The following is a 25,866-nucleotide window of genomic DNA, read 5'->3' on the forward strand; positions in this document are numbered from 1 at the left end:
CGTGGTGATGATGCACGACGACATGCTGCTGCTCGGCACGCTCGGCCCCGCCCAGCACCCGATGGGCCCCGACGCCGGCGAGATGGAGCTGCACGCTCCCACCGCGGACCTCGACGGCGACGGGATCCTCGACACCAGGACCTACTCGACGGGCGGGACCCTGTATGTGGCCTCTGACCTGGACGAAGACGGGTTCGCCGACCATGTGACCGCCATCGAGGGCGACGGTGGGTACGAGTCATGGCAGGCCAACCGTGGGGCCGACGGCGAGGTCCGGTGGGCCAGGACCGACCACGGCAGCCTGTAGGCGCCGAGCGTTGGATCCGCGGCCGGAGCGGAGTGGATCACGAGGGGTCGCCGGCTGTGCCGTGGGCGATTTTTCGCAATTGGCTGTGGGGTTGGACGCTTGTCCGTATAAAGGTCACGGTGCGATGACCTCGCCCACCCCCTGCAAATCCGGCGCCCGTCGGCCGTGACAGTCCGGCACTACGTGGTTGGCGCTGTAACTGATCGAATGGAGATCTCCACATGTCTCACACCCCGATGCGCCGCACTGCGGCAGTGGCCGCGTCTGCCGCCCTCGTCGCCGCCGGTCTGACCGTCGGCCTCGGCGCCGGCACTGCCAGCGCCGCCGAGTGCAGCCAGTCCAGCACGGCCACCAAGAACGACATCTCGACGTGGGGCGTCACCCACACCTACTCCAAGACGGTCTCGGCCACCCAGGCCGCCCCGGGCACCCTCGTCACGTACACGACGGTCGTCGGCACCACCGGCATCGGAAACCCGTATGTCAACACCATCAACGACATCCCGCCGGTGGGCTTCGGCGCTCCCGTCAAGGCGACCGTGACGGCGTTCTCGGTTGGCATCCCGACCGGCCAGCACGAGGCTGATGTCACCCCCACGGCGAACGGCGACGGCTGGAAGGTGACCAGCACCGGCTGGTTCGTCAACTCCGGCAACCCGGTCACCCTGAAGACGACCTACAAGGTTCCTGCCAATGCCGCCCCCGGCTCGCAGATCACCAGCCGGGGCACCGGCGTCGCAGGCACCGTCGGTGTCGGCACGGAACTGCCGAACCTGACGGCTTGCTTCACCGTGCGTATCCCCAACCCGGGTGAGGCCGTGCTCAGCGTCGCGGACGGCACCGGCACCGGTTCCGCCGAGGGTCAGCTCAGCTCCACCGGCTCGATCAGCGACGTTCTCGGCGACACCATCAGCAACGTCCTCAAGAACGGCAGCTAGTCCTTTCTGAACAGCTAGACCACGAACACCCCCGGAGATGTCGGGAGGGGACCGTCGGGGACCCCTCCGAGGACGAGCGTTCGGTCCTCAGTCGCCTCCGGGGGTGTTCGGCTGTCTCCGGCCGTCTCAGGCCTGCGCGCGGCCGAGAACGCCCCGCGTGAGATCACTGAATCGGTCTTGTGACTCATCGGACAAGACCCGATTCCCTACGGGGGGACACTCAGCGTTAACCTCGTACCAGGACACCCGGCGCCCGTGTCCTCCGTTTGCCGTCTGCGTTCGCACGCATGCGTCGACGGAGCAGCGGGATGCGCCCCGCCGAGAGGGGAAAACCGACTACATCGTCAAGTGCATTCGTGCAGCTGACGGTGGTTGGACGGTTCCGGCACACCCAGGAGAGTTTGATGACCTCAGCGACCATTCCCGGTCTGAACGGAACTGACGGCACCGCACCCACCTCGCACAGCGAGCTGCTCGCCTGGGTGCAAGAGGTTGCCGAGCTCACCCAGCCCGACCGCGTCGTGTTCGCCGACGGCTCCGACGAGGAGTGGGAGCGGCTCACCGACAAGCTGGTCGAGGCGGGCACCTTCACGCGGCTCAACGCGGAGAAGAAGCCGAACTCGTTCCTCGGCAATTCGGATCCCTCCGATGTGGCGCGCGTCGAGTCGCGGACCTACATCTGCTCCCGCGAGGAGATCGACGCCGGCCCCACCAACAACTGGATGGACCCGGCCGAGATGCGCGGCCTCATGACCGACCTCTACCGCGGCAGCATGCGCGGACGCACCATGTACGTGGTGCCGTTCTGCATGGGCCCGCTCGGTGCCGACGACCCGAAGCTGGGCGTGGAGATCACCGACTCCGAGTACGTCGTCGTCTCGATGCGCATCATGACCCGGATGGGCCAGGCCGCGCTCGACAAGCTGGGCTCCGACAAGCCGTTCGTGAAGGCGCTGCACTCCGTCGGCGCGCCGCTGGCCGACGGCCAGGCCGACGTGCCGTGGCCCTGCAACGACACCAAGTACATCACCCACTTCCCCGAGGACCGCGAGATCTGGAGCTACGGCTCCGGCTACGGCGGCAACGCCCTCCTGGGTAAGAAGTGCTACTCGCTGCGCATCGCGTCGGCCATGGCCCACGACGAGGGCTGGCTGGCCGAGCACATGCTGATCCTCAAGCTGATCTCGCCGGAGGACAAGGCGTACTACGTCGCGGCGGCCTTCCCGTCCGCGTGCGGCAAGACCAACCTCGCGATGATCCAGCCGACCATCCCCGGGTGGCGCGCCGAGACCCTCGGCGACGACATCGCGTGGATGCGCTTCGGTGAGGACGGCCGCCTGTACGCCGTCAACCCGGAGTTCGGCTTCTTCGGCGTCGCGCCGGGCACCAACTACGGCTCGAACCCCAACGCGATGAAGACGCTCGAGGCGGGCAACTCGCTGTACACGAACGTCGGACTCACGGACGACGGCGATGTGTGGTGGGAGGGCCTCGAGGGCGACCCGCAGCACCTGGTGGACTGGAAGGGCAACGACTGGACCCCCGAGTCCGGCGAGAAGGCCGCCCACCCGAACTCGCGCTACTGCACCCCGATGTCGCAGTGCCCGATCCTGGCCCCCGAGTGGGACGACCCGCAGGGCGTGCCGATCTCGGCGATCCTGTTCGGCGGCCGCCGCAAGACCACCGTCCCGCTGGTCAGCGAGTCCTTCGACTGGCAGCACGGCACGTTCCTCGGCGCGACGCTCTCCTCCGAGCAGACCGCCGCGGCCGAGGGTGCGGTCGGCACCGTTCGCCGCGACCCGATGGCGATGATCCCGTTCATCGGCTACAACGCCGGTGACTACCTGAACCACTGGATCACCCTCGGCAAGAACGCCGACTCGGAGAAGCTGCCGAAGATCTTCTACGTCAACTGGTTCCGTCGCGGCGACGACGGCCGGTTCCTGTGGCCCGGGTTCGGCGAGAACTCCCGCGTGCTCAAGTGGATCATCGACCGCATCGAGCACAAGGCAGGCGCGCAGGCCACCCCGATCGGATACGTGCCGACCGCGGCCGACCTGGAGCTGACCGGGCTCGACGTCGAGGCCGCTGACGTCGACGAGGCGCTGGCCGTCAACGTCGACGAGTGGAAGCAGGAGATCCCGCTCATCACCGAGTGGTTCGAGTTCCTCGGCGAGAAGGTGCCCTCCGGCATCCGCGACGAGTTCGAGGCGCTCAAACAGCGTCTGGGCTAGTCCGACCCAGTTCTCCACCGATGCCACATCGGTTCACCTCGCGTGAACCGGTGTGGCATCGGGTCGTTCAGGGGGATGGGCGCGGGCCTGCGTCAGGCGAGCAGGCTCGGCTCGTCCTCGTTCGACAGCGTGAGCACGGCCTTGACGATGTGCGGGTGCGCCTCGAGCTGACCCTCCAGGTCGCGCAGGATGCCTGCGACCGTGTGCTCGGCCAGGTCGCCCACCAGGTCGACGCCCGCGACCAGGTACACCTGCCGGGGGCCCAGGTACTCCATCCGCAGGAACGTCACCCGGCTCACCTCGGGAAGCGACAGCAGCGTCTCGAGACCGGCGCCGCGCAGCTGCGGCGACGCCTCCTCGCCGACCAGGAACCGCCGGTTGCGGTCGATGAGGATCAGCGCGATCACGCCGAGCAGCACGCCGACCGCGATGGAGCCGAGGGCGTCCGGGATCGGGGACCCGGTCAGCTGGTGCGCCAGCACGCCCGCGAACGCGATCACCAGACCGATCAGCGCGGCGGCATCCTCCGCGAACACGGCGCGGACCGTCGGGTCGGACGTCTTGAGCGCGTGCTCGAGCAGATCCCGGTCGGCGTCGGACGCCTCCGTGCGTAGCTGCCGGTACGCCTGTCGGAAGGAGATCGCCTCCAGCACGAACGAGATCCCGAGGACCGCATAGGCCACCCCGAAATCGCTGGCCGGCTCCGGATTGAACAGTTCCTGGACGCCGTGGGTGATCGAGACGCCCGCGCCGAGGGCGAACAGGCCGAGGGCCGCGAACATCGACCAGATGTAGGCCTCGCGGCCGAAACCGAGCGGGTGTGCCTTGTCGGCCGCGTGCCTGGACCGCCGGTTGGCGATCAGCAGCAGCACCTCGTTGCCGGTATCCGCCCAGGAATGGGTCGCCTCGGCGACCATGGAGGCGGAACCCGTCATCGTGGCGGCGACCGACTTCGCCACTGCGATAGCGAGATTCGCGCCGAACGCGAGGAGCACGGTGAGCGTGCTCTCGTCGCCGGCATTCGCGTTCTGCTCCGGACCGGCGTCGGGCTGTGTATCGGACTGGCTCACTCCCGAACAATAGTTGCCGCGCCCCAGCCGTGTGAATTGTCCAACCGTTGCGCGGATCGTCCACGCGAGACCCCCCGGACGCCTTACCCTTTCGGTTTGTCAGTGTTCATGTGGACATTCGTTCAGTTGAGAGGGTCGAATATGCAGGCAGCAACCCGGGGCGGTCTCAAGCGTCTCGCCGGCGGTGCGGCGATCGCCGTCGCCACCGTCGCCACCGTCACGATGACCATGCCGGCCACGGCATCCGCGGCGTCGATCCTGCCGCCCGAGGTCAACGCCTCGTCGTCGGGCAACAGCATCACCATGTCCATCAAGAACCCGAACCCCATCCTGAGCCTGACCGGATGCCAGGCCTTCGTGGTCAACGCGGCGGACGTGCCCGCGGTGGTCGAGAACCCGGTCAAGCTCCTCGATCCGGGCGTGGTCGTGTACCCGAACGTGGCGAACCCGCTGACGCTGTTCGGCGCCCTCCCCGGCATGACCGTCAACAGCACCACCAACGAGATCCCGACCGGGGTGTACGGCGTCATCGGCGGGTGCGTGAGCCTGCTCGACCTGATGAACCCCGTCATCGACAGCCCCAAGATCATGCAGGTCGGGCTCCTGCCCGGCGGCAGCTCGGACGGCAGCTCCGCCCTTCCGTTCGGCAGCTAGTCCACACAGCTGAACGGCCCCGCGAACCGAGTGGTTCGCGGGGCCGTTCTGCGTTGTCTGTCGATCAGGCGCCGTAGCCGGGGGGCATCAGCACCGACTTGAGCTCGCAGTACTCGTCCAGGCCCTCGGGTCCGTTCTCGCGGCCGATGCCGGAGTTCTTGTAGCCGCCGAACGGGGAACCCGGATCGAAGGCGTACCAGTTGATCCCGAAGGTGCCGGTGCGGATCTGCTTGGCGACCTCGAGGCCCTTCTCGATGTCGGTGGTGTAGACCGAGCCGGCCAGACCGTAGTCGGAGTCGTTGGCGATCTTGATGGCCTCCTCGACGCTGTCGTAGGGGATCACCGACAGGACCGGTCCGAAGATCTCCTCGCGCGCGATCGTCATCGAGTTGTCGACGTCCGCGAAGATGGTCGGCTCGACGAAGTAGCCCGTCTCCAGACCGGCAGGCACGCCGCCGCCCACGACGAGGCGGGCGCCCTCCTCCTTGCCCTTCTCGATGTAGCCGAGGACCTTGTCACGCTGCTTGGCGGTGATGATCGGGCCGAGCTGCGCGGCCGGATCGTCCGGCATACCCATCGGCAAGAACCCGACGAAAGCGGCCATGGCCTCGACGATCTCGTCGTAGCGCGACCGCGGCGCCAGGATGCGGGTCTGGCCGACGCACGCCTGGCCGGAGTTCATCAGGCCTGACAGCACCAGCATCGGCATGGTCGCAGGCACGTCCATGTCCTCGAGCAGGATGGCGGCGGACTTGCCACCGAGCTCGAGCGAACAACGCTTGAGGTTCTGCGCGGCGATAGCGCCGATCTTGCGGCCGACGGCGCTGCTGCCGGTGAAGGTGATCTTGTCGACGCCGGGGTGCGAGACCAGGTACTCGCCGGTCTCCGCGCCGCCGGGGACGATGGACAGCACGCCCGCGGGCAGACCGGCCTCGGCGAAGATCTCCGCGACGAGGTTGGCGTTCATCGGGGTTTCCGGTGCGGGCTTGAGCACCATGGTGCAACCGGAGATGATAGCGGGCGCCAGCTTGTTGACCAGCAGGAACAGCGGGACGTTCCAGGCGATGACGGCCGCGACGACACCGACCGGCTCGCGCATGACCTTGCAGACACCGAACGGTCCGGTGCGCTCCTCCTCCCAGGAGAACGTCTCGGCCAGCGTTGCGAAGCTGTTCATCGTGGCAAGCGTCGGTGTCTTCTGCATGAGTTCGACGCTCGCGCGCGGCGCGCCCATCTCGGCCGAGATCATGGTGCACAGCTCGTCGGAACGCTCCTCGATCAGCTTCGCCGCCTTGACGAGGATCTCGGCACGCTGCGCCGGGGTGGTCTGCGGCCAGGGGCCGGTCTCGAGTGCCGTGCGCGCGGCGGCAATCGCGGCGTCGATGTCGGCCGGGGCGGCGACCGGGACGCTGCCCACCCGCTCCTCGGTCGCGGGCGAGAACACCTCGAGGCGCTCGTCGGTGGCGGGCGCCACCCACTCCCCGCCGATGTAGAGCTTGTCGTAATCAGTCATGAGTGCTTCCTTGCTGGTCTGTTCGGGGGTCCGTCGTGAAGGGGCAACGCGGGGTTACGTCGGGGGTCCTCCTCGGTGAAGGTCGTCCATCAGCGCACCTGCGCCCAGTACGTGTCGTCGAGCATGGCCTCGAGTGCCTTGCGGTGCAGGATCATGTCGTCCGGATCGGCCGGGCGCTCGGACTGGCCGAACGCGATCGCGCGGCTCTGCACCCGGAACATGACGATTGCGTGCCGCAGGGCGGCGTAGAGGCTGTAGTAGTCCAGGTTCTCCGGCTGGTGCCCGGTGAGTTCCCGGTACCGCGCGGCCATGTCGTCGCGGCGCATGAAGTCGGGCAGGCCCGGCAGCCCCGCCATCGTGGTGAGGTCCTCGAAGAAGCGGTGCAGGAAGATCATCCACGCGAGGTCCATCTCGCGCGGGCCGATCGCGGCCATCTCCCAGTCGAGCACCGCCACCGGTGTGAAGTCGCGGTACATGACATTGCCGATCCGGGAGTCGCCCCAGCAGAGCACGGCGGGGGAGTCGTCGGCGGGCACGTTCGCCTCGAGCCGGTCGAGGCAGCGCTCGATCAGCGGCGAGCGCGGCCCGTCCGCCGTCGCCCACTCGTAGTAGCCGCGCTGACGGGCCAGGTGCGCCCGGAAGGACTGCTCGGCGGTGGGTCCCGCATCGTGCAGTCGCAGGAACGGGAAGTGCTCCAGCGGATCCCGGATCGCGTGCAGCCCGGCCAGGATCTCGACCGACGAGTCCTGCAGGGCGCGCCGCTGCTCCTCGGTGGCCTCGGTGACCCAGGAGCCGAAGTTGTAGGGCATCACGTCGGGCGGGACGTCGCCGTCGATCCGCTGCATGACGAAGAACGGGGCGCCGAGCGGCCCGGCATCCGGCTCGGACCAGTAGGCCGCGGGGACGGGGACGTCGGACAGCTCGCGGACGGTCTTCATGACCGAGAACTGGGTGCCCATCTCGTAACTCGGGAAGATCGGCATCGAGGAGGCGCCGGGCTCGACGCGTGCGACCAGTTCGTGGGTGCGGCGGGTACCCGGCTCCGCATCGGCAAGCGGGTCCGTGGCGGATTCGGTCCAGGTCGCGTCGAACAGGATGGTCTCGCTGGACATGCCGTTCGCGGCGGGGAGTCGCACGTCGGAGACCACGGGATCGGCGCCGTCCGGCAGCCGGCCCGTCAGCCATTCCTGGAGCTCGCGGCCCAGTTCGGCGGTGTCGCGCTGCGATCCGGTTGGGCGGGCGACCTCGGCAAAGTTGTCGCCGTTGTCCTGGGTGATGTCGGCTGTACTCACGGTGCCCTCATTCGTCGTCAGAGGTGTGGTGAGAAGCACACTAGAACACGTTACAGAACTTCCGGGCGCAAATCAGCCCCCTTTTCGTGTCAGGCTTGAACGAAACCGGGATCCGGCTGATCGCCGAGTGTCAGGGCGCCCGCGCCGATCAGGGTGGCGCGCCCGCCGAGCTCCGCGGGCACGATCCGGAGCCCCCGGGTGAAGGACAGGCCTGCCCGGGCCGCGGCGGCCCGTCGCATCGATTCCCACATCGGCGGGCCGGACTGCGCGAAACCGCCCCCGACCACCGCAAGGTCCAGGTCCAGCAGCGCGGCGGCGGAGGCGATCGCCACCCCCACCGCGGTCCCGGACCTGCGCAGCGCGGCCAGCGCGATCGCGTCGCCCGCCTGCGCGGACTCCGAGAGCTCGAGTCCGGTCGAGCCCGTCCAGCCCCGTTCGTTCGCCCACCGCACCGACGAGGGTCCGCTCGCCACCGCCTCCAGGCAGCCGATGCCGCCGCACGCGCAGGCGATGTCCTCGGCGCCCGGCACCACGACATGCCCGATGTGCCCGGCGTTCCCGGTGCGGCCGCCGACGGGCCTGCCGTCGAGCAGCACCCCGCCGCCCACCCCGGTGGAGACGATCATGCCCAGCATGTTGCCGGTCCCGCGGCCCGCGCCGAAGCGGTACTCGCCGAGCGCGGTGCAGGTCCCGTCCATCGCCATCCGCACCGGCACCCCGGGGAACAGCTCGCGCACCGCGCCGACGATCGGGAAGCCGCGCCAGTCGGGGATGTTCAGCGGGCTGACCGTGCCGGCCTCGATGTCGACCGGTCCCGCGGAGGCGATGCCGACCCCGGTGATCGTGTGCCCGTCGGCGACCGCGCGCAGCAGCGTCGCGGCGGCGTCCCACACCCCGGTCGCCGGGGTCGGGCTGCGCTCCTCGGCGAGCAGCTCACCGTCGGGCGAGATCAGCCCCGCCGCGAGCTTGGTGCCGCCGATGTCCAGGGCCAGTCCGGTCATGGCCAAGAAGCGTAGGCGGCTGCGCCGCCCGTGCGCGGTTGACGAGTCCAGACACTCGTCAACCGCGCACGGGCGCGAAGCGCCTACCTTTTGCGCAGCACCACGACGAGGTTGCTCACCAGCAGTTCGCGCAGGCCGGGGATGCGGACCATCCACCAGGCCCATCGCGGGTGGTACCGCGGGAACGCCGCGAGCAGCTCGCCGTCCGCAGTCGTACGCGCCCACCGCAACCCGTCGGCCGCCCCGACGTCGAAGAGCGACACCCCGAACCGGTTCTTGGGCTCGCGGCCGTTCTTGCGCGCGTAGCGGCGGGCGGCGTACTCGCCCCCGAACACGTGCCAGGGACCGGTCTCGTGCCCGCCGAACGGTCCCCACCAGAGGGTGTACGAGAGCACCATCAGACCGCCCGGCTTGGTGACCCGCAGCATCTCGTCGGCCATCGTCCATGGCTCGGGCACGTGCTCGGCGACGTTGGAGGAGAAGCAGATGTCGACGCTGTCGTCGCGGAAGGGCAGTGCCATCCCGGAACCCCTGATCGCGCCGCCGACCGTCAGCCCCGCCGCGTGCATCTCGGTCGGGTCCGGCTCGACCGGGATGTAGCGCGCGCCAGCCCGGTGGAAGGCCTCCGCGAAGTAGCCGGGACCGCCGCCGACGTCGAGCACGGTCCGGCCGGTCAGGTCCTGACCGGTCATCCCGGCGTACAGATCCTCGATCAGCTCCAGCGAATCTCGTGCCAACGCGCCGTAGAAGAGGTCCGGGTCGTCCTGTTCGTGGCGGAAGTCGCCGAGCAGTCCGACGGACCGGCGGAGGGTGGCCCGACGGGCGAAAATGCGGGTCACGGGAAGGGCGGTCACGGGTAGGAACCATAGCGGCCGCGCCGAGGCACACGGATCGACGGATCACCGTAGCGGACACGATCGCGCTGCGCAGCGGTTATTGTGTCCACTTGACCGCCACCGCGGCCGTAGGCATCCGAAACAGGAGTTGTGACCGTGCGCGAGGTTCTGCTGTTGTGCTGGCGTGACAGCGGGCACCCGCAGGGCGGCGGCAGCGAGCGGTACCTGGAGCAGGTCGGGGCCGGACTCGCCGAGCAGGGCGTCAAGGTCACGCTGCGCACCGCCCGCTACCGGGGCGCGCCGCGCACGGACACCCTCGACGGCATCGCGATCAGTCGCGGCGGCGGGCGGCTGACCGTCTACCCGCGGGCGCTGGCCGCCATCGCGCTCGGTCGCCTCGGCATCGGCCCCCTCAAGGGCGTGCGCCCGGACGCGGTGATCGACACCCAGAACGGCATCCCCTTCTTCGCGCGCGCGGTCGCGGGCGCCCCGGTCACGGTCCTCGTGCACCACTGCCACCGCGAGCAGTGGCCGGTGGCCGGACGGCTGATGGCGCGCGTCGGCTGGTGGGTCGAGTCCACCCTGTCGCCGCGGGTACACCGCCGCAACCAGTACCTGACGGTGTCTCTGCCCTCCGCGGAGGAGCTCACCGCGCTCGGCGTCGACCGGGAACGGATCGCGGTGGTGCGCAACGGCGCCGACTCGGTCCCGCCCGCCGTGCGGATCGGGTCCGACGACACCCGCACCGAACACCCCAGCGTGTGCGTGCTCTCGAGGCTGGTGCCGCACAAGCAGATCGAGGACGCCCTCTCCGCCGTCGCGACGCTGCGTCGCGACACCCCCGAGCTGCACCTGGACGTGATCGGCGGCGGCTGGTGGGAGGAGAACCTCCGGGACCGCGCGCACGAACTCGGCATCGCCGACGCCGTCACCTTCCACGGGCACGTCCCCGAGGATCGCAAGCACGAGCTGCTCTCCCGGTCCTGGGTGCACGTGATGCCCTCGCGCAAGGAGGGCTGGGGTCTCGCCGTGATCGAGGCCGCCCTGCACGGCGTCCCGACCGTCGGCTACCGCAGCTCGCGGGGCCTGACCGATTCGATCATCGACGGGGTCACCGGGTCGCTGGTCGGCGGCGACGAGGTCGCGAACAGCGACGTCGCGGACCTGACCGAGGCGGTGGAATCCCTCCTGGCGGACGCGGAGCAGCGCGCCGAGCTCGGCGAGAAGGCCCGCGCGCGGGCCGCGGAGTTCTCCTGGGCGCAGACCGCGTCCGGGGTGCGCACGGTGCTGTCGGCGTCGGCCGCCGGGCGGCCCGTCTCAGGCCTGATCGGTGCGGCCCCGGCCGCGGCGGTCGCGGGCCCTGTGGGCCAGAAGTCCCAGCGCGCTGCCGGCTAGCAACGCCGCCCACACCAGGTGGGCCGCGACAGAGGCCGCGCGGCGCGCGGGGTCGGCGGCGGTGATCTCGACGGGCCCGGCCACCCGGTACAGCGACAACTCCTCGTCGGCGTACACCTCGTCGAGCTGATCGAGCGTGCGGCGCGACTGCGCAAGCGGGCCCGGGGTGCTGTGCTCGACCAGCACCCACCGCACCCCCAGGTTTTCCAGGTCATCCGCGTCTTCGCCTGCGAGCAGCAGTCGTTCGACGTCGCGGGCCCTGCTGCCCTCGCCCTCGACGGTGCCCTCCGCGACGATCAGCTCGCCGGTCTGCAGCACGTCCTCGGGCAGCATCCGCGGTGCCGGATCGAGGACGGGGGCGTCGCCGCTGTAGGGGAAGAGCCGGAACATCCCCGCGGGCAGCACCGCGACGTCGCCGCTCTCGTCGGCGGTCCGCAGCTGCGAGGCGACGCGCTCCCAGGACGCCGGATAGTGCACCGGCCGCAGCGCCCCGCCCACCCCCCAGGCCAGGTCGGGCAGCGCGATCAGCACCGCGACGATCCCGACCGCGGCGGCGACCCCCGTTCGGGTCCGCCCGGCGGTGGCCGTGCCGAACACCCGGCCGCCGAGCCGGGCCAGTGCTCCGGCCCCGGCCGCCGCGGCCAGCGCGTAGAACGGCACCGCCAGCGCCACCCACTTCTGGGCGTCGCGCAGCAGCCCGGCGCCGGGCACCCGGGTCGCCGCCCATTCGCCCGCGGTCAGGCCCCAGCCGGTGGCGGCCAGCGCGGGCAGCAGGACCGCCGCGGCCGCGACCACGGCCAGCGCCACGATCACCGGGTTGCCGCGGCGCCGCCACAGCGCGGGCAGCCCGCACGCGACCACCGCCAGCAGCACCGCCGTCCCGACCAGGGCGAAGATCCCGGTCCTGGTCGCCGGGACCGCCGTGGAGTTCCAGATCCCGCCGAGCCCGGCCAGGCTGCCGAGCGTCCCCAGTCCCGGCTCGGCGCGCGCGGCGAACGCCGCCACCCCGGCAGGGTCCGATCCCTGTGCCCCGGCGCCGGAGAGCGCCGTCGCGGTCAGCCACGGCGCCGACGCCACCACCGCCAGCGCGGCGGTCACCGCCAGCCGCGACCACCGCGCGCCCGCGCCGCCAGGAAGGGCCAGCAACATTGCGGCCAGCGTGCTGGCCAGCAGCGCGCCGGTCGGGGTGAGCCCGGCGGCCGCCAGCGTGAGCCCGAGCGGGCACCACGACCGCGGCGACCACGGGACGGGGGAGCGCCGCAGGCGCAGCGCGGCGAGCACCGTCCACGGCAGCGCCGCGTACCCGGTCAGCAGGCTCCAGTGCCCCTGCAACAGCCGCTCGGCCACGTACGGGTTCCACAGCAGCACCGTCGAGGCCAGCAGCTGCGGACCGAGTCCGGTCGTCGGGAGCAGCGCGGCGACCATCCTGGCCGCGCCCCACCCGGCGAGCCACAGCGCCGACAGCAGGATCGCCTTCACCACCAGACCGCCGTCCACGACCGACGTCAGCGCGGCGATCAAGGCGTCCTGCGGGACCGCGCGCGCGGCGGCGTCGGTCAGCCCCAATGCCGAATCGGTCAGGTACGAGCGGGGGGTGCTCACCGCGTCGCGCAGCAGGAGGTATCCGGGTCCGAGCAGCGGCCCGAGGACGAGCGCCGCGAGCGCAAGCGAATACAGCGCGGGAACGGCCCGGGTGAGCCCCGCGGGCCGCGCGATCATGGTCCCGACGATAACGGGTGCGATCATGGGCGGATGACACCTCGCCCCGCCGCCACCTCCGCGGTGGCCGGGATGACGATGGTGACGGTCGGCTCGATGACCGCGAATCTGGCCTCGTACGTGCTGGCTCTGCTCGCCAGCCGCTGGCTGGGGCCGGCCGGCTACAGCGAGTTCGCGAGCCTGCTCGCCGCCCAGTTGGTCCTCGCGGTGCCCGCGCTCGCCCTGCAGACTGTGGTCGCCCGCGAGGTGGTGCTCGGCGGGGGCGACGCCGCGCTCCGCGGCCTCGGCCGCCGGTGCGCGGTGATCGTCGCGGTGCTCGCCGCGGCGCTCGTGGTCCCGGTGGCGGCGGTACTGGACACCGGGGTCGGTCCGACCGCCGCCGCGCTGCTCACGGCGCCGCTGCTGGTCCTGCTGGCCACCGAACAGGGACTCCTGCAGGGACGCGGCCGCTTCGGTGAGCTGAGCGTGATCCTGGCCGCCACGGGCATCGCCAAGGTGGTGCCCGCGGTCGCGGCCCTTGCGATCGGGTGGGGGGCGGGCGCCGCGCTGACGGTGGCGGCGATCGGGACCGGCGCGGTGGCCGCGGGCGCCCGGGTGCTGGTCGGCCGCGAGGGCACGATCGCCGGTGCCGAGCGGGCCGTCCCGGTCGGGGTCGCGGCGGTGCTGCGGGCCTCTCAGGTCCAGCTGGCGCTGATCGCACTGTCCTCGGCGGACCTGCTGCTGACCCGGGTCGTGCTCGACGAGGCGCAGGCCGGGCAGTACGCACTGGGCGCGGTGGCGACGAAGGCGGCCTTCTGGCTGCCCGCCGCGGTCGGGGTGGTGCTGTACCCGAGGATGGCCAGCCCGACGCACTCGGCGCGGGCGGTGCGCTCGGCGCTCGGCGTGCTGGTGGGGCTCGGCGCGGTCACGGTCGCGGGCGTCGCGTTGGTCGCGCCGCTGGCGCCGATGCTGGTAGGGCAGGCCTACGCGCCGGTGCAGGGCCTGCTGTGGTTGTTCGCGCTCGACGGGGCGTGCCTCGCGGTGCTGCAGGGGGCGCTCCTGTCGGCGATCGCGCGCGAGCGCACCCGGCTGGCGTTGGCCGCGTGGGTGGCGCTGGCGGTGGAGGTCGTCCTGATCCTGGGCTTCGCCTCGACGATCCGGCAGTTGATCACGATCGCGGTGGTCACGGCCGCATCGGCGGCGGCGGTGGTGAGCGTCGCGGCCCTGCGCGGCGCCGACGGCGCCGCGGAGAGCTAGAGCCACACCCCGACCTCGCCCAGCCGCCGACGCAGCCGCACCAGGTGACTGCCAGGCCAGTACATCCGGCCGCAGGAACCGCAGCGGCTGAACTCGCGCTGTTCGCGGGCCACGCCCGCCGGTACCAGTCCCGCCGCGACCCGCCTCGGCACCGGGGCGACGGGCCCGTTGCAGCGGGCGCACCGGGTCAGCGGCGCGATTCGCGCATCCAGCTGGAACCGGTCCAGCACCTCGCGGAGCTGCCGACGCGGGTCGGTCTCGTGCAGGAAGGCGCCGCGGCGCAGGGCCGCGCGTTTGAGCAGACCGATGTCGCGGGTCAGTACCGTCCGGTGCTCGCTCAGCGAGAGCGCGAGCAACTCCTCGTCCGCGAAGTCGTTGCGGTACAGGCAGTCGAAGCCGAGCAGACGGAGGTAGGAGGCGAGCCGGCCCAGGTGCACGTCGGCCGCGAACCGCGGCTCCCGCAATGGCAGCGGGCGCAGTCGGGTGAGGCCGTCCAGATCGAAGCGCTCGAACACGGGGTAGACCGCGACCCGTTCGCCGCCGTGCAGTCGGTGCCCGAATCCGACGGAGTCGCCGTCGACCAGGATCAGGTCGACCTCGGTGTGCGGCACGCCGAGCGACTCGATCCGGTCCTTCACCGTCGGGGTGCCGTCGAAGTCGTGCGCGACGTCGCGCTTGCGCAGCGCGGGCGGCAGGAAGCCGTTCAGCTCCTCGTAGAAGCGGAACTCGCAGTGGCGACGGGACGGACTCATGTGCGCACTCTCGACTACCGCCCAACCTACGCCCGGCAACGCGAAGGGCCCGCACTCGAGATGAGTGCGGGCCCTTCGCGTTGCGTGCTTGCCTACAGGCGGGTGGTCGGCGGTTCCTGGTCGCGGGTGTCGACGGCCGGGAACTCCTCCGTCTTGTCCGAGGTCCAGTCGTGACGCGGGAACTGCTCGGTCTCCGCGTTGCCGGAGTCGTACGACTCGTGCGCGGGGCCGCTCGGGGTGGTGTCCGCGCCGTTCGCGGCGGCGGGGGTCTTCGGTCCGCTGCCTCCGCGGACGCCGAGGAAGATGCCCGCGATCAGGGAGATCAGGCCGAGGACGCCGAGGATGATCGGCAGGGTGCGGCCGAACATGGACAGCTTGTCCGCGCCGTCCTTGGCCTGGCCGATCTGGTACTCGATGGTGTCCTCGTTGAACGGCAGTGTGGCCTTGATGACCGTGACCTCGGGCTTGTCGGCCGTGCGGGCGTAGTACTGGTACAGCTTCTCCTGGCCCTTGACGACGACGCCGGTGACCGGGTCGACCCAGGTGTCGCGCTCGTTGGCGTACCAGCGGGTCATGGTGACCGGTGCGTCGCCGCCCTCGACGCCCCAGGTGGCGGCGGGCAGGGTCAGCTTGTTCGTCGGCGAGGCGACGACCTTGGACAGGTCGACCGGCTCCACCTTCTGGTTGTAGTGGTACACCTTCAGGCCGTTGATCTCGGTCTCCTCGACGAAATTGATGTCGTGGGTGGACCGGGAGTTGATGTCGAAGTACGGGTACGCCTGCTGCTCGGCGTCGAACGGCCACTTGTACTGCAGGCCGGTGTGCTCGACCTCGTCGGCCGGCTTGTCGGGCTGCGTCTGGATCGACCCGATCGGGTCCTGGATCGGCATCGAGCTGACCCGGTCCAGGGTGACGGTGTCGACGCTCGCGGTCAGCAGGCCGGTGTCGCCCTGCTTGTCGGTGCGGCGCAGCGTCTGTCCGGCCTGGACGGTGATCTTCTCGGCGTCGGACGGGTCGACGACGGTGACGTAACGCTGGGCGACCAGCGGCACGTTGTTGTTGACGACGGCCTTGCCTGCGGTCAGGGACTTCGAGTCGAGGACGTCGCCGATGCCCTCGGCCACCGTGGTGACCTCGAGGTCGAGCGGTGTCTTCTTCAGCTTGCCGACGGTGTACGTCGGGATGAGGACAGCGGCCGCCAATAGGAAAGCGCCGAGCCCCACCAGGATGCAGGCAAGTGTCCTGCTCGGCCCTGAGCGTCCCGCCATGCTGAATCTCCTTCGTCAATCATTGTCAGCCCGAGGTGCTGCCGTGGGCGGCACCGATCGCAGAGCGTCCGGGTTGCGACACTCAGTGAGCCAGACAGTAACAGTGTCCAGTGTCCGATTGCGCTGGCACGCCGTATTTCCGTGTCATGGCATCCGGGTGTCCTCCTCGGACACACCGGGGCTGGGGCACACTGGTCGGCAAATGAGTACCGAGGCTTCCCACCCGCAGCAGGTCGTGTCAGCACCGCGCGGGTTCATCCCCGCGTTGGAGGGCATGCGGGGATTCGCCGCGCTCGGTGTGCTGGTCACCCACGTCGCATTTCAGACCGGCGCGACGGGTGATCCGGTGCTCGGCCGCATCTGGGGCCGATTCGACATGGCGGTGGCGTTGTTCTTCGCGCTGTCCGGGTTCCTGCTGTGGCGCCCGCACGCGGTGGCCGCCCGCGGACTGGGCTCGACCCCGCCGGTCGGGCGGTACCTGATGCACCGTGCCGCCCGTATCCTGCCCGCCTACTGGGTGGCAGTCGTGCTGATCCTGCTGTTCCTCCCTGAGGCGGGCGGCGGGCTGCAGGTGTGGCTGGCGAACCTCGGCCTTGCCCAGGTGTTCGTGCCGCTGACGCTGACCGGCGGACTGACCCAGATGTGGAGCCTGTCGGTGGAGGTGGCGTTCTACGCGCTGCTCCCGCTGATCGCGCTGGCGTTCGTCGGCCTGCGCGGTGCGACCGCGCGACTGCGGGTCCCGGTGCTGCTCGGCGCGGCGGCGCTCAGCCTGGGCTGGGTGTTCGTGCCGGTGCCGACCCCGGAGGCCATCCACTCCGACAACTGGCTGCCCGGATACCTGCCGTGGTTCGCGGCGGGCATGGTGCTGGCCGAACTCACGCTGCAGGTCGACGGCCCGGTGCACCGGCTGGCGCGCAGGCGCGTGTTGATGGGAGCGATCGCGGTGGCCGCGTTCGCGCTCTCGTGCACGGATCTGGCTGGGCCGGAAGGGCTCACCCGCGCCGAGCCGTGGCAGTACTCGGTGAAGATCGCGTTGGGCGCGGTGCTCGCGTTCGCGCTGCTGGCGCCGCTGGTGCTCGGCGACACCGAGAAGCACCGGATCCTGGCGAGCCCGCTCTCGCTGACGATCGGGCGCTGGTCCTACGGGCTGTTCATCTGGCACCTCGCGGTGCTGTCGATCATCTTCCCGGTATTCGGCATCGTGCCGTTCAGCGGGAGTTTCGTGTTCGTGCTCGTGGTGACGACCTGCCTGAGTCTGGCCGTCGCCTCCGCGAGCTACGCGCTGGTCGAGGAGCCGACCCGCCTCGCGGTGAAGAACTGGGAAAGACGCCGCAATGCCCGGGCGGCGCGTGCCGAGGAAGCCAGCGGCAACGCGGCCAGCCCCACCGCGACCACCGCGATCAGCGCCGGGAGCTGAACGAGCACCGAGTGGCCGACGTAGCCGTCGAGCGCCCGCCACGGACCGGTGGACAGCAAGGCGGCGCTGAGCATGCTGCCCGCCCCGGCGATTCCGACCAGGATGCGCGCGGCACTGGCAGGCCCCCGTCGGACGCGCAGGATCAGTGCCAGGCCGGTCACCAGCGCCGCGACGATCGTGCCCGGCAGTCCGGCGATCACCGTCGCCAGCGCGAGTAGCCCGAGGTAGCCGACGGTGACGGCGTGCCAGGTCCGCGGCGCCGGGCCTGCGGCCACGCGTCGACGGGCGGGGATAACCGCCAGCAGCAGCAGCGGGATCAGCAGCAGGAGGCCGCCGAAGATACCGAGCCGGTACCAGCGGTCGGTCGGGAACTCGAGGACGACGGTGCCCTCGGTGCCCGCGGGCACGATCCAGCCCTGCTGCCAGCCGTTGACGACGACCGGCGTCAGCTCGGCGCCGTTCGGTGCGGTGGCGACCCAGCCGATGTTGTGGGACTCCGGCACCACAAGCAGCCGGTCGCCGTCGGGGGCGGCCACCCGCAGTGCCCGCTGGTTGGGGGTCCATCCGTCGGTGGGCACGCGGACGGCGTCCTGTGCCACCGGGGCCGTTCCGGCCGAGGGGGTGGCGGCGAGCTGCAGTCCGTCGACGAAGAATGCGGCGCCGGGCGCGACGGTGACGTCCTGACGTCCGGCGGGCAGCGAGATCACGGTTGCCGCGAGCGCATCGGGATCGACTGCGGTGCTCTCGGTTTCGTCGACCGCGCCGGTGTCGTCCGGACACACGGTCGCGGGCACCGGCGCGCCGGAGCGCAACTGCCCCACGGTCGCGGTGACGGAGGCGCGCAGCGTCCGCCCGGCGAGCGAGAGTGTCGGCCCGTCGGCGCAGCCGACGGTGACGGTCCGGTCGGTGGGCTGTTCCTCCACCCCGGTGCCTGCCACCACCAGGTCGGTTCCGTCCTCGGTGGTGGTGAGGACGCCGATCTCCGCGAGCCCGGCCGGCTGCACCTTCGCGAAGCCGAGGGCGGTCTGGTCGAGGACGTCCTCCCAGTCGACCAGGCTGAGCACGATGCGGTCGGTGACGGCGGGTTCGAGGCGGATCGGTTCGTCGTCGCTCAGCTCCCGGACCTGGGGGCCGGTGCCGAGGTCGACCGCGACGGTGGTCGGGGCCGCGGGGAGGGCGCCGAGGCTCGGCATCAGGTTCAGCCCCGTCACCAGTGTCGGCTCCGGAAGATTCACCATCAGAGTCGGTTTCGCATCCTTGCCGCTGGTGGTGTCCTCGGATGCGGTCCACGCCGTGCGGGGGTCACCGTCGGTGGCGGCGAAGGCGGACCCGAGCAGGTCGCCCACGGCGGCCTGCCCGACGGCCTGTGCGCGGCCGGGCTCGGCGAGTAGCGCGTCGAGCGCCGGGCCCTGCCGGGAGCGGAGGACCAGCTGCGGTGTCACCGCGGTGGCTGTAGGTACGGACAGGGTGCGCTGGAAGGTGCCCGGCTCCTCCGGGGCGAGGCCGAGTCCCCGGCTGCACCGCACCCGGTCCGGCGCCTCGACGCAGCCGGTCCGGCCGGGCAGTTCCTGGCCGAGGTCCCAGCCCGCGACGGTCGCGTCCGCCGGGGTGGGCGGCAGCACGGTGCGGAATCGGATCGGCACCTGCACGGGGGCATCGCGATCGGAGAAATCCTCGACGGAGATCTCGCTGACACCGAACTGGGTGCCCACCGAGCCGTCCTCGGTCTTGGTCGCGGTGATCTTGAGCCAGTCCGTCTTGCCGGTCGGCAGGGACACCGTGATCACCTCGCCCGGCTTGCCGACGCGGACGGCGGTGCTGCCGTTGGGTGTGGTCACCTCGAGCTGCTTGACGGGCACGCCGAGCGCCCCGGGGCTGGTCCGCAGTTTCAGCAGGCCGCTGGTCACGGGCGCGTCGAAGTCCAATCGGATCCACTGTCCGAGAGCACTTTCCAGGCCGTTGCTGAACCAGCCGGTCGCCGGGTCGCCGTCCACGGTTGCCGCAGGACCGCTGCCGGGCGCGGTGCCGCCGAGCTGGGTGGCGTCGGCGGCCGAGCTGGACACCGTGATCCGCGCGCCGTCCCATTCGCCCGTGACGAGCGGGGCTCCCGACACCGGGTAGTCCGGCACCAGGTTGTGGGTTCGCCGGGGGTCGTCGGGGGTACGCAGCGCCGAGCTGTGGTTGTCGACCTGGCCGTAGTCGGTCTCGCGGTCGGTCGGGGTGTCCGTCACGACCACCGAGTCCACCGGCAGTCCGGCGCGCTCGGCGTCGGCGGCCAGCAGGACCGGGCCTGCGGGCAGGTCAAGGCCGGCGTCGCCCAGGTCGCGTCGTGCGGCCAAGCGCTGCAACGATTCCGGTCCGCCCTGCACCCTCGGCGTCCCGTTCAAGTCCACGGTGTACGGGCCGGAGCCGACGGCGCTCGGCAGGGCCGGGACGGTGACCCGGTAGATCTCGACGGCCGGGTACTTGGGCCGCAGGTCGCTGTCGGTGACCAGCCCGTCGGCCTCGCCCGCGCCGATGTCCTCACCGAACTGCGCGACCTTCTCCAGTCCCGGCGACCCGTCGATCGCCTGGTGGACCAGCGCCGGACGGGTCGAGCGGGACGTCTCCGGGTCCAGGTCGTTGCGCACCACGACATAGCCGATGCCCTGTCCCAGCAGGGTTTCCGCGAGGCCTGCCGAGGGGCTGCCGTCCGCCACCAGGCGCTGCACGGAGTCCAGCGCGCGGATGGCGCCGGGCGGTACGAGCGGCACCGCGTCGCGCACCGCCCACGGGGTGTCGGCCAGTGCCTGCATCGGCTCGTCGCGGGTCAGCCCCCAGAACTGGGTCGCGAACGGGGCGCCGGGCACCAGCAGCGCGCGCTGCGCGTCGGACCCGTCGGGGGAGGTGCCCGCCGCGTGCTCGCCGAGCCAGTCCGCGGCCTCGTGCCAGTACCTCGGCACCTCCGGGTAGGCCCCGCGGGGCGCGAGCTTGCCGGTCCAGGCCAGCGAGGTCGCCAGGGTGAGCGCGACCAGGATCAGGCTGGTCAGCGCGACCATCGGCTCGCGTTCGGGGTGCGCGAGCGCGGTCCGCCAGCGGGCGCGGGGGACCGACCCCGGCAGCGGGACCTTGCCGAGCAGGTGCGCGAGACCGAGGACCAGCGGCAGCCGGACCAGCGGCTCGAGCTTGTGCACGTTGCGCAGCGGGGCGCCGCCGGAGTCGAGGAACACCCGGACCTGCTCGGCGATGGGGGAGCCGAGGTCGCCGACGTAGCCCGCGGCCAGGCCCGCGAGCCCGACGAACAGGATCAGCGCCAGCCTGCCCTTGGCCGGCATCGAACGCATCGCCAGGCCGGCCATGCCTGCGGCGGCGATCAGTCCGGTCGCGAGGACCGCGGCGGGCTGGGTGACCAGCACCGCGCCCGCGATCCGCTCGGGCGAGACGAACGGCGTCCAGCTGTCGGTGCCGCGCAGCACCTCCGCCAGGTTCGTCCACTGGGTGGTGACCCCGGACGACTCGATGTAGTCCAGGAACGGGGGACTGACCTTGCCGAGCAGCAGCAGCGGCACCATCCACCACGCCGTCGCGACCACGCAGAGCGGGATCCACCACGCGGTGAAGATCCACCAGCGCCGGTTCGGGCGGTGCGCGGCCCACCACAGGGCCGCGACCAGGCACGCGGCCGCGGTGGCGACGGCGTTCACCGAGCCCATCAGTGCGACAGCGAGCGCCGACTGGGCGGCGAGCCGCGCCGGTGAGTACTTCTGGTCCGCCCGGGGGCCGGAAGTGCTCACGAGCGAGGACGTCGCCAGGATGACCGGCAGCAGCACCCAGGGCGCCAGCATCATCGGCAGCGTCTCGGAGGAGATCGACCCGAGGGTGGTCAGGACCCGCGGCGACAGCGCGAACGCCACGGCCGCGATGATCCGGGAGCTCCGACTGCCGATGCCGAGGGCCTCGGCTACCCGGATGATGCCCCAGAACCCGGCGATGAGCAGCAGCGCCCACCAGATGCGCTGGGTGATCCACGGTGGGATGTGCGCGAGCTCGCCGAGGCTGAAGAAGGCGCCGTGCGGGAAGAAGTAGCCGTAGGCCTGGTTCTGCACCTGGCCCAGCGGGGCCTGGCTACTCCACTGGTGCGACGCGCGCTCGAGGAACCCGATCGGGTTCTGGGTGAGGTCGAACTTGGTGTCGGCGACCAGCTGGCCGGGGGCCTGCAGGAACGCAAGAAGAAACGCTATGGCGGAGGCGCCGAACAGCCACCGACGGGTCAGTGGGGCGTTGTTCGGCGCCTCGGACGCCAAGACAGAAGGAGTGCGGGAACTCGCGCTTCCAGCGTTCTTAACGGCTGCCGTACTCAACCTGGTTCAGCAGGGAGGAATCGGCGTTGCCGCTGCGATCGATGTCCGGACGAGTGTTGTCCGACGCGGCCGCAGTAACCCCGAAGACGGCGCCCAGACCGAGCACCGCACCGATCACTGCGCTTGCCACACCGGGGACAAGGAACTTCATCTCGGATCTCCCATTTGCTACTGACCGGAAACGTCTCGCGTCAAGGTATCACCTGGGACCCGACGGTCGGGTTCGCTTACCGGTTACGCGCCGCGGCCGGCCGGTTCGGGGTCGACGCCGAGCGCCCCGAGCAGCGTGCGGAGCTTCGCGGACGTCTCGGCCAGCTCGGAATCGGGGTCGGAGGCGGCCACGATGCCCCCGCCCGCCCACGCTCGCGCGCGCAGGCCGTCCGCGTCGATCTCGGCGCACCGGATGGCCACCACCCATTCGCCGTCGCCGTCGTGGTCGCACCAGCCGGCCGCGCCGCCGTAGAACCGGCGCGGCTCCTCGCACTCGCGGATCGCGACGATCGCACCGTCGGTGGGGGTGCCGCCGACGGCGGGCGTCGGGTGCAGCAGGCGGGCCAGCTCCAACGCCGACGGAGCCGGATCGCGCAGCACGCCCGCGATCGGGGTGCCGAGGTGCCACACCGCGGGGGTGCCGATCAGCCGGGGCGACTGCGGCACGGTCAGTTCGGTGCAGACCGGGTCGAGCACGGAGCGGATCCACTCGGTCACGAAGGCATGCTCCGACCGGTTCTTCGCCGAGGCCAGCAGCCGCTGCCCCTCGGCGCGGTCCTCGTCGGGGTCGGCGTGGCGCGGGGCGGTGCCTGCCAGCGGGAAGCACTCGACTCCGCGGCCGGTGCGGCGCAGCAGCAGCTCGGGGCTGGCCCCGACGAGAGCGTGCCCGGCGTAGCCGTCGCCCGCGGGCGACAGGTCGACGCCGAAGCCGTTGCCCGCGTGGTCCCGCGACACCAGCCGGGCCAGCAGCGACCACGGGTCGATGGGCGCGGCGGCCGAGAGCACCACCGAGCGCGCCGCGACCACCTTCTGCAGGTCGCCGTCGCGGAGCCGGTCGATCAGGCGGGCCACCCGGCGCAGGTGCTCCGCGGGCTCGGGCAGTTCCTCGGTCAAGCGCACGGTGGGCAGGGCGGGCAGCGAGTCCGGCCGCCACGGTCCGTCGGTGACACGCGCGGTCTCCGGCGCGGTCAGCGCGGCGGGTCCGGCGGGGTCGAACGGCAGCGCGCCGACCACGAGCGGTATGTCACGCCGCGCGAGAGCCTCGGCGGCGGCGTCGATCTCGTGGAACCGTTCCCGGCTCCCGGAGGTGCGCAGGGTCCGGTCGGCGCGGGAGAGCAGGAAACCGTCCATCGGTTCACGACGATAGTCCCGCGCCCCCGCGACGGCCTGCCCGGCCGGTGGCTCGGTGCCCGGTGGCCTATGCGCCCGGCGGGACGATCAGCACGGGCCGGTGACTGTGCCGCAGGACGTGGTCGGCAACCGAGGACTGCAGCAGGGACCGCAGCCCCGTGGTGCCGCGGGTGCCGGTGACGATGATGTCCGCGTTCAGTTCGTCTGCGGCTTCGACGATGGTGGTCCAGATGGTGGTGACGCACTCCACGGTTCGGCCCTCGGCATTGAGGCCCGCGTCCCGCGCCAGGTCCAGGCCCTCGATGTTGATGGCCTTGGCGTCGGTCAGCGCGATGTCCTCGGACTCCTCGTCCGGAACCCATTCCGGCTGCATCACGCCGGACAGCCCGGACATCCTGGCGGCCTGGCGGACCATCGGTTCCCAGGCGGTCATCACGACTGCCCGTTCGGCGCTGAGAAAGCGGCCGGCGTATTCGATTGCGCGCTTGGCATCGTCGGAGCCGTCGTAGGCGATGAGCATCAGGTCTGCAGGCATCGAGACCTCCTCGTTTCGGGGGCGATCCACCTCCCACGCTACCCGGTGGAGGGTGTGGCGGACGGGGGATCTGTCCTACCCTCGAACGGTGAAGATCACTCGAGTGCCCCGCGCCGCCGCCCTCGTCCTCGGCCTCGGGATGCTCGTGTCCTGCGGCAGCACCGCGACCGACACCGCGCCGTCGACCTCCGCCTCGCCGTCCCCGTCGGCGGCACCCGAGCGCGACCTCGTCACCGGGGCAAGGGACCAGACCCTGCCTGCCCACTGCGGTGCCGACTTCCTCGCGTCCCTGACGGGGCGGCAGAAGCTGGCGCAGCTGCTCAACGTGGGCGTGACCGGGACCGCCGACGCGGTGGACGTGGTGCGGAAGGAGCAGATCGGCGGCATCTTCATCGGCAGCTGGACCGACGAGTCGATGCTGGCGGGCAAGCAGGTGCCGCAGGTCGAGGCCGTGGCGAAGGTGCCGCTGATGGTCAGCATCGACGAGGAGGGCGGCCGGGTGTCGCGGGTCGCGGACCTGCTCGGTGAGGATCCGCCGCCGCGCACCGTGGCCGAGACGATGACGCCCGAGCAGACCTACGAGATGGCGCTGAAACGCGGGCGGGGCCTGCGGGGCCTCGGCATCACCGTCGACTACGCCCCCGTCGTGGACGTCAGCAGCCAGCCCGCGAACTCGGTGATCGGGGACCGTTCGTTCAGCGACGATCCGGACGTCGTCACCGAATACGCCGGGGAGTACGCCCGCGGCCTACGCGACGCGGGTCTGCTGCCCGTGATCAAGCATTTCCCGGGACATGGTGCGGCGTCGGGTGATTCGCACACCGGTGCGGTCACCACGCCGCCGCTGGACCAGCTGCAGACCCGCGACCTGGTGCCGTTCCGAGAGCTGGTGGACACCGGCGTCGGGGTGATGGTCGGGCATCTGGAGGTGCCGGGGCTGACCGCGCCGGGCGTGCCCGCGAGCATCAGCCCCGCCGCGATGACCCTGCTGCGGACGGGGACCGGGTACGGCGCGCCCGCCTTCGACGGACCGATCTTCACCGACGACCTCAGCGGCATGCGCGCGATCACCGACAAGCTCGACACCCCGCAGGCGGTGGCTGCGGCCCTGACCGCTGGCGCCGACGTCGCGCTATGGCTGACCACCGACGAGGTCCCCGAGGTCCTCGACCACCTCGAGGCGCTGGTGGCCTCCGGCAAGCTCAGTCAGCAGCAGGTGGACGATTCCGTGCTGCGGGTGGCGCGGGCCAAGGGCGTCGTCACCTGCTAGCGGCGGCTTTTTCCTGGGCGCAACCGGCCGCGTGCGGGCGCAACGGGCGGATCCGGCAGAATGTAGGACGTCAATCGATCTACTTACTCTAGAGTAAGATAAAGGGTCTTACCTCTGGAGGGCACATGGCTGGCGGGACCAAACGCCTACCTCGGGCGGTTCGCGAGCAGCAGATGCTCGACGCCGCGGTCGAGGTGTTTTCCGTCAACGGGTTTCACGACACGTCGATGGACGCAATCGCCGCTGCCGCGCAGATCTCCAAGCCGATGCTCTACCTGTACTACGGCTCCAAGGAGGAGCTGTTCGCGGCCTGTATCCACCGCGAGGGCCTGCGGTTCGTCGAGGCGATCACGCCCGCGGGTGACCCGAGCCTGTCCCCGCGCGAGCAGCTGCGCGCCGCCCTGGTCGGGTTCCTCGGCTTCGTCGATCAGAATCGCTCGTCCTGGATGGTGCTCTATCGGCAGGCGATCGGTCAGCAGGCGTTCGCAGGCCAGGTGCGCGGCTCCCGCGACCGGCTGATCGAGCTCACCGCCAAGCTCCTCGAATCGAGCACCAAGGATCCCGACGAGGGGACCGACTTCTCCATCATGGCCGTCGCACTGGTCGGCGCGGGCGAGGCCGTCGCGGACCGGATCGCGGGCGGGGAGATCGCCGTGGACGCCGCGGCCGATCTGCTCGAGCGCCTGGCCTGGCGCGGTCTGTCCGGCAAGAAAAAGTAGGCGCTGCGCGCCTGTGCGCGGTTGACGAG

At 71.2% G+C, this 25,866-nt stretch carries 20 protein-coding genes and 1 pseudogene; 9 read left to right on the forward strand and 12 right to left on the reverse strand.

Annotation, left to right across the window (positions count from 1 at the left end; genetic code table 11):
* Positions 1–7: 7 nt before the first annotated feature.
* The 3 genes from C8K38_RS23740 to C8K38_RS23750 all read left to right on the forward strand — a co-directional run bounded on the left by C8K38_RS23740 (position 8) and on the right by C8K38_RS23750 (position 3,479).
* Positions 8–307 (forward strand): DUF6802 family protein, encoded by a 300-nt coding sequence (locus C8K38_RS23740; RefSeq protein ID WP_245221114.1) that lies wholly within the window; start codon positions 8–10, stop codon positions 305–307.
* Between the two features lie 221 nt (positions 308–528).
* Positions 529–1,245, forward strand: a complete 717-nt coding sequence (locus C8K38_RS23745; RefSeq protein ID WP_245221115.1) for a hypothetical protein — start codon at positions 529–531, stop codon at positions 1,243–1,245.
* Positions 1,246–1,649: 404 nt separating this feature from the next.
* Positions 1,650–3,479 (forward strand): phosphoenolpyruvate carboxykinase (GTP), encoded by a 1,830-nt coding sequence (locus tag C8K38_RS23750; RefSeq protein ID WP_097213880.1) that lies wholly within the window; start codon positions 1,650–1,652, stop codon positions 3,477–3,479.
* Positions 3,480–3,571: 92 nt separating this feature from the next.
* On the opposite strand, the gene C8K38_RS23755 is transcribed toward C8K38_RS23750, so the two are convergent.
* Positions 3,572–4,549 (reverse strand): cation diffusion facilitator family transporter, encoded by a 978-nt coding sequence (locus tag C8K38_RS23755; protein WP_097213837.1) that lies wholly within the window; start codon positions 4,547–4,549, stop codon positions 3,572–3,574.
* A 141-nt stretch (positions 4,550–4,690) separates the two neighbouring features.
* On the opposite strand from C8K38_RS23755, the gene C8K38_RS23760 reads away from it, so the two are divergent.
* The gene (locus tag C8K38_RS23760; protein WP_077040197.1) at positions 4,691–5,203 is read left to right on the forward strand and encodes a hypothetical protein; all 513 of its coding nucleotides are present in this window, start codon (positions 4,691–4,693) and stop codon (positions 5,201–5,203) included.
* Between the two features lie 64 nt (positions 5,204–5,267).
* On the opposite strand, the gene C8K38_RS23765 is transcribed toward C8K38_RS23760, so the two are convergent.
* The 4 genes from C8K38_RS23765 to C8K38_RS23780 all read right to left on the reverse strand — a co-directional run bounded on the left by C8K38_RS23765 (position 5,268) and on the right by C8K38_RS23780 (position 9,848).
* On the reverse strand, positions 5,268–6,716 hold the full coding sequence (locus C8K38_RS23765) for an aldehyde dehydrogenase (protein WP_097213838.1): 1,449 nt from the start codon (positions 6,714–6,716) through the stop codon (positions 5,268–5,270).
* 89 nt (positions 6,717–6,805) lie between these two features.
* Positions 6,806–8,008 (reverse strand): phosphotransferase family protein, encoded by a 1,203-nt coding sequence (locus C8K38_RS23770; protein ID WP_097213881.1) that lies wholly within the window; start codon positions 8,006–8,008, stop codon positions 6,806–6,808.
* 89 nt (positions 8,009–8,097) lie between these two features.
* On the reverse strand, positions 8,098–9,009 hold the full coding sequence (locus C8K38_RS23775) for an ROK family protein (RefSeq protein ID WP_097213839.1): 912 nt from the start codon (positions 9,007–9,009) through the stop codon (positions 8,098–8,100).
* Between the two features lie 83 nt (positions 9,010–9,092).
* On the reverse strand, positions 9,093–9,848 hold the full coding sequence (locus tag C8K38_RS23780) for a class I SAM-dependent methyltransferase (protein WP_097213883.1): 756 nt from the start codon (positions 9,846–9,848) through the stop codon (positions 9,093–9,095).
* A gap of 153 nt (positions 9,849–10,001) precedes the next feature.
* Here C8K38_RS23780 and C8K38_RS23785 point away from each other — a divergent pair, with 153 nt between their 5' ends.
* On the forward strand, positions 10,002–11,240 hold the full coding sequence (locus C8K38_RS23785; protein WP_097213882.1) for a glycosyltransferase family 4 protein: 1,239 nt from the start codon (positions 10,002–10,004) through the stop codon (positions 11,238–11,240).
* On the opposite strand, the gene C8K38_RS23790 is transcribed toward C8K38_RS23785, so the two are convergent.
* Positions 11,163–12,986, reverse strand: a complete 1,824-nt coding sequence (locus tag C8K38_RS23790) for a hypothetical protein (protein WP_373560292.1) — start codon at positions 12,984–12,986, stop codon at positions 11,163–11,165. The two genes, C8K38_RS23785 and C8K38_RS23790, sit on opposite strands and share 78 nt — an antisense overlap.
* Positions 12,987–12,992: 6 nt before the next feature.
* Between C8K38_RS23790 and C8K38_RS23795 the strand changes: the two genes are divergently transcribed.
* Positions 12,993–14,195: a polysaccharide biosynthesis protein gene (locus C8K38_RS23795; protein WP_097213840.1), complete on the forward strand. Its 1,203-nt coding sequence runs from the start codon at positions 12,993–12,995 to the stop codon at positions 14,193–14,195.
* On the opposite strand, the gene C8K38_RS23800 is transcribed toward C8K38_RS23795, so the two are convergent.
* A complete protein-coding gene (locus tag C8K38_RS23800) occupies positions 14,192–14,947 on the reverse strand; it encodes a Mut7-C RNAse domain-containing protein (protein ID WP_097213841.1) in 756 nt (251 codons plus the stop codon). The two genes, C8K38_RS23795 and C8K38_RS23800, sit on opposite strands and share 4 nt — an antisense overlap.
* Before the next feature lie 92 nt (positions 14,948–15,039).
* Positions 15,040–16,215: a DUF3068 domain-containing protein gene (locus C8K38_RS23805; RefSeq protein WP_097213842.1), complete on the reverse strand. Its 1,176-nt coding sequence runs from the start codon at positions 16,213–16,215 to the stop codon at positions 15,040–15,042.
* A 202-nt stretch (positions 16,216–16,417) separates the two neighbouring features.
* Here C8K38_RS23805 and C8K38_RS23810 point away from each other — a divergent pair.
* Positions 16,418–17,467: pseudogene (locus C8K38_RS23810) on the forward strand (acyltransferase family protein); the annotation flags it as partial.
* A gap of 23 nt (positions 17,468–17,490) precedes the next feature.
* Here C8K38_RS23810 and C8K38_RS23815 read toward each other — a convergent pair.
* From C8K38_RS23815 to C8K38_RS23830, 4 genes are all read right to left on the reverse strand, one after another.
* Positions 17,491–21,915, reverse strand: coding sequence for an alpha-(1->3)-arabinofuranosyltransferase (locus C8K38_RS23815; RefSeq protein ID WP_097213843.1), 4,425 nt, complete (start codon positions 21,913–21,915; stop codon positions 17,491–17,493).
* A 37-nt stretch (positions 21,916–21,952) separates the two neighbouring features.
* Positions 21,953–22,123: a DUF2613 domain-containing protein gene (locus C8K38_RS23820; RefSeq protein ID WP_077040203.1), complete on the reverse strand. Its 171-nt coding sequence runs from the start codon at positions 22,121–22,123 to the stop codon at positions 21,953–21,955.
* A gap of 83 nt (positions 22,124–22,206) precedes the next feature.
* On the reverse strand, positions 22,207–23,313 hold the full coding sequence (locus tag C8K38_RS23825; RefSeq protein ID WP_097213844.1) for an isochorismate synthase: 1,107 nt from the start codon (positions 23,311–23,313) through the stop codon (positions 22,207–22,209).
* Positions 23,314–23,380: 67 nt separating this feature from the next.
* The gene (locus tag C8K38_RS23830; protein ID WP_097213845.1) at positions 23,381–23,848 is read right to left on the reverse strand and encodes a universal stress protein; all 468 of its coding nucleotides are present in this window, start codon (positions 23,846–23,848) and stop codon (positions 23,381–23,383) included.
* Between the two features lie 139 nt (positions 23,849–23,987).
* On the opposite strand from C8K38_RS23830, the gene C8K38_RS23835 reads away from it, so the two are divergent.
* Positions 23,988–25,118, forward strand: a complete 1,131-nt coding sequence (locus C8K38_RS23835) for a glycoside hydrolase family 3 N-terminal domain-containing protein (RefSeq protein ID WP_097213885.1) — start codon at positions 23,988–23,990, stop codon at positions 25,116–25,118.
* A 125-nt stretch (positions 25,119–25,243) separates the two neighbouring features.
* Complete coding sequence (locus tag C8K38_RS23840) at positions 25,244–25,837, forward strand: TetR/AcrR family transcriptional regulator (protein ID WP_077040206.1); 594 nt, start codon at positions 25,244–25,246, stop codon at positions 25,835–25,837.
* Positions 25,838–25,866: the final 29 nt, after the last annotated feature.

The organism is Rhodococcus sp. OK611 (assembly GCF_003050885.1).
GTDB classification, from domain to species: Bacteria; Actinomycetota; Actinomycetes; order Mycobacteriales; family Mycobacteriaceae; genus Rhodococcus_G; species Rhodococcus_G oryzae.

Excerpts from the sequence above, each read along its gene's own strand:
- C8K38_RS23795 (WP_097213840.1), top strand. The coding sequence starts at position 12,993 with ATGACACCTCGCCCCGCCGCCACCTCCGCGGTGGCCGGGATGACGATG.
- C8K38_RS23840 (WP_077040206.1), top strand. The coding sequence starts at position 25,244 with ATGGCTGGCGGGACCAAACGCCTACCTCGGGCGGTTCGCGAGCAGCAG.
- C8K38_RS23790 (WP_373560292.1), bottom strand. The coding sequence starts at position 12,986 with ATGATCGCACCCGTTATCGTCGGGACCATGATCGCGCGGCCCGCGGGG.
- C8K38_RS23740 (WP_245221114.1), top strand. The coding sequence starts at position 8 with ATGATGCACGACGACATGCTGCTGCTCGGCACGCTCGGCCCCGCCCAG.
- C8K38_RS23760 (WP_077040197.1), top strand. The coding sequence starts at position 4,691 with ATGCAGGCAGCAACCCGGGGCGGTCTCAAGCGTCTCGCCGGCGGTGCG.
- C8K38_RS23835 (WP_097213885.1), top strand. The coding sequence starts at position 23,988 with ATGCTCGTGTCCTGCGGCAGCACCGCGACCGACACCGCGCCGTCGACC.
- C8K38_RS23775 (WP_097213839.1), bottom strand. The coding sequence starts at position 9,009 with ATGACCGGACTGGCCCTGGACATCGGCGGCACCAAGCTCGCGGCGGGG.
- C8K38_RS23820 (WP_077040203.1), bottom strand. The coding sequence starts at position 22,123 with ATGAAGTTCCTTGTCCCCGGTGTGGCAAGCGCAGTGATCGGTGCGGTG.
- C8K38_RS23750 (WP_097213880.1), top strand. The coding sequence starts at position 1,650 with ATGACCTCAGCGACCATTCCCGGTCTGAACGGAACTGACGGCACCGCA.
- C8K38_RS23745 (WP_245221115.1), top strand. The coding sequence starts at position 529 with ATGTCTCACACCCCGATGCGCCGCACTGCGGCAGTGGCCGCGTCTGCC.
- C8K38_RS23830 (WP_097213845.1), bottom strand. The coding sequence starts at position 23,848 with ATGCCTGCAGACCTGATGCTCATCGCCTACGACGGCTCCGACGATGCC.
- C8K38_RS23800 (WP_097213841.1), bottom strand. The coding sequence starts at position 14,947 with ATGAGTCCGTCCCGTCGCCACTGCGAGTTCCGCTTCTACGAGGAGCTG.
- C8K38_RS23765 (WP_097213838.1), bottom strand. The coding sequence starts at position 6,716 with ATGACTGATTACGACAAGCTCTACATCGGCGGGGAGTGGGTGGCGCCC.
- C8K38_RS23825 (WP_097213844.1), bottom strand. The coding sequence starts at position 23,313 with ATGGACGGTTTCCTGCTCTCCCGCGCCGACCGGACCCTGCGCACCTCC.
- C8K38_RS23805 (WP_097213842.1), bottom strand. The coding sequence starts at position 16,215 with ATGGCGGGACGCTCAGGGCCGAGCAGGACACTTGCCTGCATCCTGGTG.